We start from the raw sequence: 12635 nt of genomic DNA on the forward strand, positions 1-12635 counted from the left end.
TTTGGTTCAGGAAAAGAGCGTCGACAGGACGTCGTACCGCGCAACAATCCGCAACAACGTCTATGGTGATTTGTTCGGTGAGTTTGTTTTTGGCCTGATGACGAAGGAGTGTTGACTCATGCGCGACAAACCAGCGAAGGGCTCCTTGCCCACTCCCGCTGCATTCATCAACGCACAGAGTGCGGTGACCGGTCTGCGCGGCCGGGACCTGCTTTCGACCTTGCGCAGCCTGGCCACCCACGGCCTGCGCAACCCGGTGTACACGGCCCGGCATGCCTTGAAGCTGGGAGGCCAGCTTGGCCGCGTGCTGCTGGGTGAGACACTGCACCCGATCAATCCGCAAGACAATCGCTTTGCCGACCCGGCGTGGAGCCTCAACCCTTTTTATCGACGCAGTTTGCAGGCCTACCTGAGTTGGCAGAAGGAGGTCAAAAACTGGATCGACGAGAGCAACCTGAGCCCGGACGATCGCGCCCGCGCCCACTTTGCGTTTGCCTTGATCAACGACGCCGTGGCGCCGTCCAACACCCTGCTCAATCCGCTGGCGGTCAAGGAGATCTTCAACTCTGGCGGTCACAGCCTGGTGCGGGGTATCGGCCATTTGCTTGACGATCTGCTGCACAACGACGGCTTGCCCAGACAGGTCACCAAACAAGCATTCGAGGTAGGCAAGACAGTCGCCACCACCACCGGCTCCGTGGTGTTTCGCAATGAGCTGCTGGAACTGATCCAGTACAAGCCAATGAGCGAAAAACAGTATTCCAAGCCATTGCTGATCGTGCCGCCACAGATCAACAAGTTCTACATTTTCGACTTGAGCCCCAGTAACAGCTTCGTCCAGTTCGCCCTTAAAAACGGCTTGCAGACCTTCGTGATCAGCTGGCGCAATCCTGATGTGCGTCACCGCGAATGGGGGCTGTCGTCTTACGTCGAAGCCACCGAAGAAGCGATGAATGTGTGCCGGGCTATCACCGGTTCCCGCGACGTGAACCTGATGGGTGCCTGCGCCGGCGGGCTGACCATCGCCGCGCTGCAAGGGCACTTGCAGGCCAAGCGGCAGCTGCGGCGGGTGTCCAGCGCGACCTATCTGGTCAGTCTGCTCGACAGTCAGATAGAAAGCCCGGCCACCCTCTTCGTCGACGAACAAACGCTGGAAGCAGCCAAGCGCCGCTCATATCAGAAGGGCGTTCTGGAAGGTCGCGACATGGCCAGGGTTTTTGCCTGGATGCGCCCCAACGATTTGATCTGGAATTACTTCGTCAATAACTACCTGTTGGGCAAGGAGCCACCGGCGTTCGACATCCTCTACTGGAACAATGACAACACACGCCTGCCGGCAGCGTTTCATGGCGACCTGCTGGACTTCTTCAAGCACAACCCGCTGAGTCATCCGGGCGGGCTGGAAGTGTGCGGCACTCCGATCGACCTGCAGAAAGTCACCGTCGACAGTTTCAGCGTGGCCGGCATGAACGATCACATCACCCCGTGGGATGCGGTGTATCGCTCGACCTTGCTGCTGGGTGGCGAGCGGCGCTTCGTGCTGTCGAGCAGCGGTCATGTGCAGAGCATTCTCAACCCGCCGCACAACTCGAAAGCCAACTACGTCGAGAACCCGAAACTGAGCAGCGACCCGCGGGCCTGGTATTACGACGCCAAACGCGTCGACGGCAGTTGGTGGACACAATGGCTGAGCTGGATTCAGGAACGCTCCGGCACTCAACACGAAACCCTGATGACCCTTGGCAACCAGAACTATCCACCGATGGAGGCGGCGCCCGGTACTTACGTGCGCGTGCGCTGACGCTCAATGAACCACGGCCGCCAATGGCCGTGGCCTGACTCGACCATTAAGAAGACTGGATGAAAACCCGCGACCGGATTCTCGAATGTGCCCTGCAGTTGTTCAATCAGAAGGGCGAACCGAACGTGTCCACCATGGAGGTGGCCAACGAAATGGGCATCAGCCCCGGCAACCTCTACTACCACTTCCACGGCAAGGAGCCGCTGATCCTGGGGCTGTTCGAACGCTTCCAGACCGAACTGACGCCCTTGCTCGATCCACCGTCCGATGTGGAATTGGCACCCGAAGATTACTGGCTGTTCCTGCACCTGATCGTCGAACGCCTGGCCCAATACCGGTTTCTGTTCCAGGACTTGTCGAACCTTGCCGGCCGCCTGCCGAAACTGGCCAAGGGGATACGCAACTTGCTCAATGCGTTGAAGCGCACACTGGCTTCATTGCTGGCGCAGTTGAAGGCTCAGGGGCAGTTGGTCAGCGACACCCAGGCGCTGGGGCAACTGGTGGAGCAAATCACCATGACATTGCTGTTCTCGCTGGACTATCAGCGGATTCTCGACCGTGAAGGTGAAGTACGACTGGTGGTGTACCAGATCATGATGCTGGTGGCGCCGCACTTGTTGCCGCCGGTCAAAGTCGCGACCGAGCGGTTGGCGTTGCAGTACCTCGAAGAGCACGACTGACCCGGTGGGTCTTCGATGGTTTCTGGAATCCATGCACAAACAAAAACGCCCGACCTTTACAGGCCGGGCGTTTTTTTGCGTCCTGGAAATCAGGACTGACTGGTTGGCGCCGATGGAGTCGGTGCGATAGTCGGGGTTACAGCAGGGGTCGGTGCAGCGGCGGAGTTCGCCGGACTGACCGGGGTTGCCGGTTTGGCGGCAGCCACTGCTGGTTTCGGAGCGGCCGCTTTCGGGGCGGCTGGTTTCTTCACTGCTGGCTTCTTCGCCGCAGCGGGTTTGGCCGCTGCGGTTTTAGCTGCAGGTTTGGCCGCTGGTTTAGCGGCTGGTTTTGCAGCAGCTTTTGCAGCGGGTTTAGCAGCGGGTTTAGCGGCCGCTTTGGCTGCAGGTTTCGCAGCAGCAGTTTTGGCTGCCGGCTTGGCGGCAGGTTTCGCTGCGGCCTTGGCCAATGGTTTGGCCGCGCTTTTAGCTGCCGGTTTGGCCGCCGCGGTTTTCGCCGCAACAGGCGCAACCTTGGCACCGGTGAGTTTTTCGATTTGCTTGGTCAGGGTATCGACCTTGCTGTGCAGTGCCTTGACTTCATTGCGGCTCGGTACACCCAGGCGCGAAATGGCGCTGTTCAGGCGCTTGTCGAAAGCCCCTTCCAGCTCATCCCACTTGCCCAGTGCGCGATCTTTCACGCCGCTGATGCGCGACTTGGCCGACGAAGCGGAGTCCTTGGCAGCATCGACAGTCTTGCCGACCGCGCTCTTGGTGAGCTTCTCGGCTTTCTCGCCGTCCTTAACCAATGCATCGAAGAGTTTGCTGCCGTCAGTATCAATCTTCGAGTACACGCCTAAACCAGCCAGCCAGATCTTGCGGGAGTAGTCTTCGACCTTCCCGATCCACGAGCTGCTTTCTTTTTCAGTATTCTTTTTGCCAGCCATCCCGTTCTCCTTAAGATTTACGCGCGACACGTTCGAGCAATGCTGTCAGCTCATCGAGCTTAGCAGAGAGTGTCTCCACGTCATGTTTAGACGGAATGCCGATACGATTCAAGGCACTTGCGATACGCGTATCGAAAGCCTTCTCGACTTTGTCGAGTTGAAGTTCGACTTTGCCTTTGAAAGTACTCACTTCATTCTTGGCTTCATCGATCTCGGCATTAGCCGCTTCAAGTTTCTCAGCAACTACTTTTTTACCTTTCTTTTCAACAGCTTGACCAGCCTTGATCAACTCTTGAACGTACTCGCTACCCTCTTGACCGACCTTGGTGTAAGCACCCAGGCCCGCCAACCAGATCTTGCGGGCATACGATCTGACGTCGTTCAGAGTGTTGGTCTCAACGTCGACTTTTTTCTTCACAATAACTTTGGCCATGGTCCACCTCACGCGCAGAAGGGTTGAGGAACTGCCCGCGAAAGTGTCGGGCTCAGGCACAAAGTAGGGAGAAAAATTAGAAACGGCACCCTAACAAATGACACAAATCGGTGGTGCCTCCGGGAAAAGATCTCAGTCTTCGGCAGCGCCTGCAGATGTACACATTTCAATGCAGGAGCTGTCGAAGGCTGCGATCTTTGGGGAATCACGCGAGGGCTTTGTCGAGGGCCCTTTCGATTTCCGATTTGATGGTGCCGCTCATGGCGGACATCAACAGCCCCAGTTCGACATCGACCCTGATCGAATCCTCGCCCACATGCACCGCCCCTTTCACACCGGAGCGCTTGAGGTTCAGCGTGTCGCCAGACCACTGCGGCTCCAGGCCATATTGATCGGACAGTTTCTGCGCCAACTTGTCGGCCTTCTCGCGGGCCGCTTCCTTACCCAGGCCATGGGCACGCTCAACACTAATATGGGCCATCGAATGACTCCTGCTTTATGGACACTTCCTGAAGCATCTTGACCGTTACTGCGTCAAAACGTCCCGGTTTCTCTCTATCTTACCTTCAGCCTTGCCAAGACAAAGCAAGCCACCGGGATTAGAATGTCGCGCATTCTCTTTTGGTGACAGCGATATGACTGATCAGCGCAAAGGCAGCGATGCCGAACCCACCACTCACTTCGGCTTCAAAAACGTTCCGGAAAGCCAGAAAGCGGAAAAAGTCGCTGAGGTTTTCCACTCGGTAGCCGCCAAGTACGACCTGATGAACGACCTCCTGTCGGGCGGCATGCACCGTCTGTGGAAGCGTTTCGCGATCGAACTGTCGGGCGTGCGTGCCGGTAACCGCGTGCTGGACATCGCCGGCGGCACTGGCGACCTGACCAAAAAGTTTTCGCATCTTGTGGGACCGACTGGTCAGGTAGTGTTGGCCGACATCAACGAATCCATGCTCAAGGTCGGTCGTGACCGCCTGCTGGATCTGGGTGTGTCCGGCAACGTCGAATTCGTCCAGGCCGACGCTGAAAAGCTGCCGTTCCCGGACAACCACTTCGACTGCGTGACCATCGCTTTCGGCCTGCGCAACGTGACGCATAAAGAAGACGCCCTGCGCTCGATGCTGCGCGTGCTCAAGCCCGGCGGTCGCCTGCTGGTGCTGGAGTTCTCCAAACCCACCAACGCACTGATGTCCAAAGCCTACGATGCCTATTCGTTCGCCTTCATGCCGTTGATGGGCAAGCTGATCACCAATGATTCGGAAAGCTATCGCTACCTGGCCGAATCGATCCGCATGCACCCGAATCAGGAAACCCTGAAGTCGATGATGGTCGAGGCCGGTTTCGACCGCGTGACCTACCACAACATGACCGCAGGCATCGTCGCCCTGCACCGTGGCATCAAACCCTGATGTTGCTGGCCGGCCTGCTCGCCAGCGTTGAACTCGGTCTGAACCGGGTGCTGCGTCTCGACAGCACGGCGCTGCCGCGGCTGGCGCATTTGAGTGGCAAGGTGATTGCCGTCGACTGCCGCAGCCCGGCGTTGCAATTGTTCATCCTGCCCAGCGATGAAGGCCTGATGCTGGCGTCCCACTGGGAAACCGGTGCCGACTGCACCTTGCGCGCACCGGCCTCAAGCCTGCTGAAACTGGCGACGAGCAAAGACAAGACTTCCGTGCTGCATGGCCCGGAAGTCGAGCTCGACGGCGACAGCGGCGTGCTGCTGGAACTGGCGGTGGTCCTTCAGGACCTGGAGCTGGACTGGGAGTATGAACTCTCGCGCTGGCTGGGGCCTGTGGCCACGCAACTGGTCGGAGGTCATCTGCGCAGCCGCGCACGCTGGTATCAGCAAGGGTTCGCCAGCCTCAACCAGAACCTGGGCGAATACCTGGCCGAAGAATCGCGCACCCTGGTCGGTCAGCGCGAAGCGGAAGCCCGTTTCAGTGAACTGGACCAGATCAAACTCGATCTGGAACGTCTCGAGGCGCGTTTCGAGCGCCTTTCCCGATCCCTCGACCCAAGCGATAACGCATGAAGCTGCTTGCCGTCCGCCGTTTGTTGCGCATCCAGCGCGTCGTGATCCGTTACCGCCTCGATGACCTGCTGTTCGCCCTGCCATTGCCCTGGTTTCTGCTGGCGCTGCGCTATGCATTGCCGTGGCGCTGGTTCCCGCGCAAGCCCCTGGACCTGAGCCGTGGCGCACGATTGCGCCTGGCGTTGCAGGACCTCGGGCCGATTTTCATCAAGTTCGGCCAGATCCTTTCGACGCGCCGCGACTTGCTGCCCGAAGACATCGCCGATGAACTGATGATGTTGCAGGACCGGGTACCGCCGTTCGACTCGCAAGTGTCGGTCCGGTTGATCGAAGAGCAGCTCGGCAAGAAGATCAATGAAGTCTTCTCACGTTTCGACGTCGAACCGCTGGCCTCGGCTTCGGTGGCGCAGGTGCATGCCGCGCAGCTGAAAACCGGTGAAGAAGTAGTGGTCAAGGTGATCCGCCCGGGCCTCAAGCCGGTGATTGCCCAGGACCTGGCATGGCTGTTCATTCTGGCCCGCGCCGCGGAAAAACTCTCGGCCGACGCCCGTCTGCTACACCCGGTGGACGTGGTCAGTGATTACGAAAAAACCATCTACGACGAACTCGATCTGCTGCGTGAGGCCGCCAACGCCAGCCAGTTGAAGCGCAACTTCGACGGTTCGCCGCTACTGTATGTGCCGCAAGTCTATTGGGACTGGTGCCGACCGAAAGTGCTGGTGATGGAGCGCATCTACGGGATTCAGGTCACCGACCTCGCGACCCTGGCCGACCAGCGCACCGACATGAAAATGCTCGCCGAGCGTGGTGTGGAGATCTTCTTCACCCAGGTATTCCGCGACAGTTTCTTCCACGCCGACATGCACCCCGGCAACATTTTCGTCAGCACCGTGCAGCCTTGGAGCCCACAGTACATCGCCATCGACTGCGGCATCGTCGGCAGCCTGACCCCGGAAGACCAGGACTATCTGGCGCGCAACCTGTTCGCGTTCTTCAAGCGTGACTACCGGCGTGTCGCGCAATTGCACATCGACTCGGGCTGGGTGCCGGCGGAAACCAAACTCAACGAATTCGAAGCGGCAATCCGCACGGTGTGCGAACCGATCTTCGAAAAACCTTTAAAAGATATTTCCTTTGGTCAGGTGCTGATGCGCCTGTTCCAGACCGCTCGACGCTTCAACATGGAAGTGCAGCCGCAGCTGGTCTTGCTGCAAAAAACCCTGTTGAACATCGAAGGCCTGGGTCGTCAGTTGTACCCGGACCTCGATCTGTGGAACACCGCCCAGCCGTTCCTCGAACGCTGGATGCGCGAGCGCGTCAGCCCCAAAGCCTTGCTGGGCAACGTGCAGAGCCAGTTCGAGCAGCTCCCGCACCTGGCCAACATGGCCCGCGACCTGCTTGAGCGCATGTCCCAACCCCACGCCAACGACCCGCCGCCTCCGTGGCACCGGCGCAAGGACGACGTGTTCCTGCGCCTGCTCGGTACCGCTCATCTGGCGGGTGGCACGATACTCGCCGCCGGTGGCCCGTTACACGAACTGGGGCATTGGCCCGCCGGAATCATGGTGGCGATCGGCTTGTATCTGGTCGTTCGCCGATAGCCAGTTGGATCATCGGCTGGCACACTGTTTGAACGCTGAATTTGAACATTGGCCTCAACTATTGAAGTAGAGCCCGCTGTCGGAGTCGAAGATGAAAAACTGGCTGGACGAGATCAAGTGGGACGCCGATGGACTGGTGCCGGCGATTGCCCAGGATCACAAGACCGGACGCGTCCTGATGATGGCCTGGATGAACCGCGAAGCACTGCAATTGACCGCCGCCGAGAACCGTGCCATTTACTGGTCACGTTCCCGTGGCAAGCTGTGGCGCAAGGGCGAAGAGTCCGGCCACGTGCAAACCCTGCATGAGATGCGCCTGGACTGTGACGCTGACGTGATCATCCTGATGGTCGAGCAGATCGGCGACATCGCCTGCCATACCGGCCGTCAGAGCTGCTTCTATCGCGTCTTCGAGAACGGCGACTGGAAAACCGTCGACCCGGTTCTCAAAGACCCGCACGCCATCTACTCCGCAGGACATACCCATGAGTGACACTTTGACCCGTCTGGCCCAGGTGCTGGAAGAGCGCAAAGGCGCAGCCGCCGACAGCTCGTACGTCGCCAGCCTGTACCACAAGGGCTTGAACAAGATTCTGGAAAAAGTCGGCGAAGAGTCGGTCGAAACCATTATCGCCGCCAAGGATGCCGCCATCAGCGGTGACTGCAGCGATGTGATCTACGAGACCGCCGACCTGTGGTTCCACAGCATGGTCATGCTCGCCCAGTTGGGGCAACATCCACAGGCTGTGCTCGATGAACTGGACCGTCGCTTCGGTCTGTCCGGACACGCCGAGAAAGCCTCGCGCCCGTCCGCCTGAACAATTATTAGAGAGGAACGCAACATGGGCATTTTTGACTGGAAACACTGGATCGTCATCCTGGTTGTCGTGGTGCTGGTGTTCGGCACCAAGAAACTGAAAAACCTCGGCACTGACGTCGGCGAGTCGATCAAGGGCTTTCGCAAGGCCATGAACGACGAAGAGAAACCGGCCGACCCGACTGCGACTCCGGCCCAACCGGTTCCACCGACCCAGCCACAGGCCACAACGTCTGTGAACCCGCCGCACACCATCGACGTGCAGGCGCAAAAAGTCGAAGAGCCGATCCGCAAAGACTCGTGAGCACTGACTAATGTTTGGTATCAGCTTCTCTGAACTGCTGCTCGTCGGCCTCGTCGCCCTGCTGGTGCTGGGCCCCGAGCGCCTGCCGGGTGCTGCGCGCACCGCTGGCCTGTGGGTCGGGCGGCTGAAGCGCAGCTTCAACGCGATCAAACAGGAAGTTGAACGTGAAATCGGTGCCGACGAGATTCGCCGGCAACTGCACAACGAGCACATTCTGTCCCTGGAGCAGGAGGCGCGGAAAATTTTCACGCCGACCCAGCAGGAGCCAACTCCGGTGGAACCTGTGGCGACGCCGACGATTCATGCGCCGACAACTGACGCTACGCCGGCGGTTGCAGCCGCTGAACCTGCACCTGCTACTCCGGTAGAACCTGTTGCTCCTGCCGCCGCGCCGACAACCCCGGCGCCTCACGACACCACTTTGCCGCCGCGAGCCCCATGAGCGATCTCCCCGAAAACGACCAGCACATGCCGCTGGTTTCGCACCTCACCGAGTTGCGCACCCGTCTGCTGCGCTGTGTAGCGGCGATTTTCATTATCTTCGCCGGGTTGTTCGCCTTCACCCAGCAGATCTACACCTTCGTCTCCACGCCGCTGCGCCAGTACCTGCCGGCCGGCGCGACGATGATCGCCACCGACGTGTCGTCGCCATTCCTGACGCCGCTGAAGCTGACCATGATGGTCTCGCTGTTCCTGGCAATCCCGGTGATCCTGCATCAGATCTGGGGTTTCATCGCGCCAGGCCTGTACAAGCATGAGAAGCGCATCGCCGTGCCGTTGCTGGTCTCCAGCATCCTGCTGTTCTACACCGGCATGGCCTTCGCCTATTTCCTGGTGTTCCCGCTGATCTTCAAGTTCTTCGCCGCTGCCACCCCGGCCGGCGTGGAAATGATGACCGACATCACCAGCTACCTCGATTTCGTCATGACATTGTTCTTCGCCTTCGGCGTGGCGTTCGAGATCCCGGTGGCCGTGGTGCTGCTGGTGTGGATCGGCGTGGTCAACGTCGCCTACCTGAAGAAAATCCGCCCGTACGTGGTCATCGGCTGCTTCGTGGTCGGCATGATCCTGACGCCGCCGGACATCTTCTCGCAGACGCTGTTGGCCGTACCAATGTGGTTGCTGTTCGAGATCGGCGTCCTGTTCGGCGGCCTGATCAGCAAGCGCGGCGAGCACCCGGACGAAAAACCGGCTGACGATCACAACGACCAGCCGCCAGCGACCCAAGCGTGAACCTGCTGCTCCTTGAGGAGGCCGATTTCATTGCGGCCGACCGGGCGATCCTGCGCGATCGCCGCTTGACCCATATGCAGGAAGTCCACCGCTGTGAAGTGGGTGACAGCATGCGCGTCGGGCGTATTGGTGGGCTGATGGGCGCCGCCGAAGTGCTGCGCCTGGACGCCGACGAAGCCGAGTTGCGCGTCACCCTCGATCAACCGCCACCGACCAAGCTGCCACTGACCCTGGTGTTGGCCCTGCCACGCCCGAAAATGCTCCGCAGGGTGTTCCAGACCGTGGCCGCCATGGGTGTGCCGCGAATCGTTCTGGTAAACAGCTATCGCGTCGAGAAGAGCTTCTGGCAAACCCCGTTCCTCGAACCTGAGGCTATTCGCGAGCAATTGATCCTGGGGCTTGAACAAGCCCGGGACAGCGTGCTGCCGGAAGTCGTCATCGAAAAGCGTTTCAAACCTTTTGTCGAAGATCGCCTGCCAGCAATCACTGAAGGCACTCTCGGCCTGGTCGGTCATCCCGGCAATTACCCGCCCTGCCCCCGTGGCCTGGACGAACCCGTGACCCTGGCCATCGGCCCCGAAGGCGGCTGGATTCCTTACGAAATCGACCTGCTGGCCAAGGCCGGCCTGCAACCGGTGCAGCTCGGCGAGCGCATCCTGCGGGTCGAAACAGCGGTCACTGCACTGCTCTCGCGTTTGTTCTGACCCAGACACTTACCCTTGCCACAGGTGTTTGCTCACCTACAGGTTCCAGCCTGCCTGCCGATACAGTCCCCATAAATCCGAATAATGGTCCGAGGGGAGTTGCAGCATGTACCGTTGGCTAGCCGAGAAACTGGGGAACGTAAGCGTCAATCGCAAACTGGGTGTCGGCTTCGGTCTGGTGCTGCTTCTCACCTTGTTGATCACCTTCACCGGCTGGACCGGCCTGAGCGGTGTGATCAGCCGTGGCGACACGCTCGGGTTTATTTCCAGCCTCAATGAGCTGACCAAAGACCTGCGCCTCGCCCGTCTGGACTACGACATGCGCCGTGGCGAACAAGGACCGGGCGCCGTCAACGAGCTGATCGGCAAAATCGATACTGGTCTGAAAACCGCCCGCACACTGATCGAACAACCTGACGACGTGGCATTGATCGACCAGCAAGTGGCCGCCATCAGCGAGTACAAACGCGCCTTCGCCGACCTGACCCAGGCCACCGTCGCTCGCGAAGATGCTCGCAGCAAACTGGGCGCCACCGCCGATAACGCCGTGGCCCGCGTCGCTGAAGTCGAAAAATCCATGCTGCAGGGCGACAGCGTCGCTCAATTCAACAGCGTGATCGAACTGAGCAAGCTGATCCAGCAGGCGCGCTTCCAGGTCCGCGGCTACACCTACAGCGGCAAGCCCGAGGCCGAGCAACCAGCGCTGGACGCCATCGACAACGCCCTGAAAAACCTCGAAAGCCTGCCGTCCAAACTACCGGAGCAACACATCGCCAACCTGCAACAGGCGACCGACTCGCTCAAGGCCTATCGCGCGGCTGTCAGCCAGTTCCGCGACTCCCAGGTCGCCAGCGCTGCTGCCTTCAAACGCATGAGCGCCCAGGGCGACATACTGTTCGACGTCAGCAAAAAGCTCACCACCTCGCAAACCGCCGTGCGTGACGCCGATACGGCGCATGCCAAGAATCTGCTGCTGATGGCCACCGTCCTGGCGTCGGCCTTTGGCCTGTTCGCGGCCTGGGCCATCACCCGGCAGATCGTCATTCCCCTGAGCCAGACCCTGAAAGTGGCCGAGCGCGTCGCCGCGGGCGACCTGAGCCACAACCTGATTTCCGAACGCCAGGACGAACTGGGCCAGCTACAGCGCGCCATGCAGAGCATGACCCTGGGCCTGCGGGAACTGATCGGCGGCATCAGCGACGGCGTGACCCAAATCGCCAGCGCCGCTGAAGAACTGTCTGCCGTTACCGAGCAGACCAGCGCCGGGGTCAACAGTCAGAAGGTCGAAACCGATCAAGTGGCCACCGCCATGCACGAAATGACCGCCACCGTGCAGGAAGTCGCGCGTAACGCCGAGGAAGCATCAGAAGCAGCCGTCGCCGCCGACCAGCAGGCCCGCGAGGGTGACAGGGTGGTCGGCGAAGCCATCGCCCAGATCGAGCGCCTGGCCCTCGAAGTCGGCAATTCCACTGCCGCCATGGGCGACCTGAAACGCGAAAGCGACAAGATCGGCAGCGTGCTCGACGTGATCAAATCCGTGGCCCAGCAAACCAACCTGCTGGCGCTCAACGCCGCCATCGAAGCCGCTCGCGCCGGTGAAGCCGGGCGTGGCTTTGCGGTGGTCGCCGACGAAGTCCGCAGCCTGGCCCAGCGTACCCAGAAGTCCACTGAAGAAATCGAAGAGCTGATCGTTGGCCTGCAAACCGGCACTCAGCAAGTCGCGACCATCATGGACAACAGCCGCAGCCTGACCGACAGCAGCGTCGAACTGACCCGCCGTGCCGGTGGCTCACTGGAAAGCATCACCCGCACCGTGTCGGCGATCCAGTCGATGAACCAGCAGATCGCCGCTGCCGCCGAACAACAGAGCGCGGTGGCCGAAGAGATCAACCGCAGCGTGCTGAATGTGCGTGACGTATCCGAGCAGACCTCGGCCGCCAGTGAAGAGACCGCGGCCTCCAGCGTGGAACTGGCGCGGCTGGGGACGCATCTGCAGATGCTGGTGGGCAGATTCAAGGTTTGAGCGTTCGCTTAAGACCGAGGTGAAGCCATTCGCGGGCAAGCCTCGCTCCTACGGGGGAATTCCTGTAGGAGCGAGGCTTGCCCGCGA

General features: G+C 60.1%; 15 protein-coding genes. 12 read left to right on the plus strand and 3 right to left on the minus strand.

The genetic code is table 11. The annotated features are described in order from the left end of the window. Window positions 1-118: 118 nt before the first annotated feature. Both phaC and JUI81_RS06145 read left to right on the plus strand, forming a co-directional pair. Window positions 119-1801, plus strand: coding sequence for a class II poly(R)-hydroxyalkanoic acid synthase (gene phaC / locus JUI81_RS06140; protein WP_019581846.1), 1683 nt, complete (start codon window positions 119-121; stop codon window positions 1799-1801). Between the two features lie 59 nt (window positions 1802-1860). Beyond that, entirely contained in the window at window positions 1861-2481 is a 621-nt protein-coding gene (locus JUI81_RS06145) for a TetR/AcrR family transcriptional regulator (RefSeq protein ID WP_019581845.1), read from the plus strand. 89 nt (window positions 2482-2570) lie between these two features. Here JUI81_RS06145 and JUI81_RS06150 read toward each other — a convergent pair whose 3' ends face one another. The 3 genes from JUI81_RS06150 to JUI81_RS06160 all read right to left on the minus strand — a co-directional run bounded on the left by JUI81_RS06150 (window position 2571) and on the right by JUI81_RS06160 (window position 4318). Continuing rightward, window positions 2571-3404, minus strand: a complete 834-nt coding sequence (locus JUI81_RS06150; protein WP_019581844.1) for a phasin family protein — start codon at window positions 3402-3404, stop codon at window positions 2571-2573. A gap of 10 nt (window positions 3405-3414) precedes the next feature. Continuing rightward, entirely contained in the window at window positions 3415-3837 is a 423-nt protein-coding gene (locus JUI81_RS06155; protein ID WP_018929157.1) for a phasin family protein, read from the minus strand. Window positions 3838-4042: 205 nt separating this feature from the next. Next, on the minus strand, window positions 4043-4318 hold the full coding sequence (locus tag JUI81_RS06160; RefSeq protein ID WP_018929158.1) for a polyhydroxyalkanoic acid system family protein: 276 nt from the start codon (window positions 4316-4318) through the stop codon (window positions 4043-4045). Between the two features lie 154 nt (window positions 4319-4472). Between JUI81_RS06160 and ubiE the strand changes: the two genes are divergently transcribed. From ubiE to JUI81_RS06210, 10 genes are all read left to right on the plus strand, one after another. Continuing rightward, window positions 4473-5243: a bifunctional demethylmenaquinone methyltransferase/2-methoxy-6-polyprenyl-1,4-benzoquinol methylase UbiE gene (gene ubiE / locus JUI81_RS06165; RefSeq protein ID WP_007936800.1), complete on the plus strand. Its 771-nt coding sequence runs from the start codon at window positions 4473-4475 to the stop codon at window positions 5241-5243. Further along, on the plus strand, window positions 5243-5866 hold the full coding sequence (locus tag JUI81_RS06170) for an SCP2 domain-containing protein (RefSeq protein WP_204123939.1): 624 nt from the start codon (window positions 5243-5245) through the stop codon (window positions 5864-5866). Before ubiE ends, JUI81_RS06170 begins: the two co-directional genes overlap by 1 nt. Continuing rightward, a complete protein-coding gene (ubiB, locus tag JUI81_RS06175) occupies window positions 5863-7467 on the plus strand; it encodes a ubiquinone biosynthesis regulatory protein kinase UbiB (RefSeq protein WP_028939613.1) in 1605 nt (534 codons plus the stop codon). The genes JUI81_RS06170 and ubiB overlap by 4 nt, the downstream gene beginning before the upstream one ends. Before the next feature lie 91 nt (window positions 7468-7558). Then, on the plus strand, window positions 7559-7960 hold the full coding sequence (gene hisI / locus JUI81_RS06180) for a phosphoribosyl-AMP cyclohydrolase (RefSeq protein WP_007936797.1): 402 nt from the start codon (window positions 7559-7561) through the stop codon (window positions 7958-7960). Beyond that, complete coding sequence (locus JUI81_RS06185) at window positions 7953-8285, plus strand: phosphoribosyl-ATP diphosphatase (RefSeq protein WP_007899279.1); 333 nt, start codon at window positions 7953-7955, stop codon at window positions 8283-8285. Before hisI ends, JUI81_RS06185 begins: the two co-directional genes overlap by 8 nt. A gap of 24 nt (window positions 8286-8309) precedes the next feature. Further along, window positions 8310-8588, plus strand: coding sequence for a twin-arginine translocase TatA/TatE family subunit (locus tag JUI81_RS06190; protein WP_018929163.1), 279 nt, complete (start codon window positions 8310-8312; stop codon window positions 8586-8588). A gap of 10 nt (window positions 8589-8598) precedes the next feature. Beyond that, window positions 8599-9030, plus strand: coding sequence for a Sec-independent protein translocase protein TatB (gene tatB / locus JUI81_RS06195; protein ID WP_019581838.1), 432 nt, complete (start codon window positions 8599-8601; stop codon window positions 9028-9030). Then, window positions 9027-9821: a twin-arginine translocase subunit TatC gene (gene tatC / locus JUI81_RS06200; RefSeq protein ID WP_019581837.1), complete on the plus strand. Its 795-nt coding sequence runs from the start codon at window positions 9027-9029 to the stop codon at window positions 9819-9821. The genes tatB and tatC overlap by 4 nt, the downstream gene beginning before the upstream one ends. Further along, the gene (locus JUI81_RS06205) at window positions 9818-10525 is read left to right on the plus strand and encodes a 16S rRNA (uracil(1498)-N(3))-methyltransferase (RefSeq protein ID WP_019581836.1); all 708 of its coding nucleotides are present in this window, start codon (window positions 9818-9820) and stop codon (window positions 10523-10525) included. Before tatC ends, JUI81_RS06205 begins: the two co-directional genes overlap by 4 nt. A gap of 106 nt (window positions 10526-10631) precedes the next feature. Beyond that, on the plus strand, window positions 10632-12548 hold the full coding sequence (locus JUI81_RS06210) for a methyl-accepting chemotaxis protein (RefSeq protein WP_204123940.1): 1917 nt from the start codon (window positions 10632-10634) through the stop codon (window positions 12546-12548). Window positions 12549-12635: the final 87 nt, after the last annotated feature.

The sequence above is a fragment of the Pseudomonas sp. 008 genome, from assembly GCF_016861935.1.
Classification (GTDB): Bacteria; Pseudomonadota; Gammaproteobacteria; order Pseudomonadales; family Pseudomonadaceae; genus Aquipseudomonas.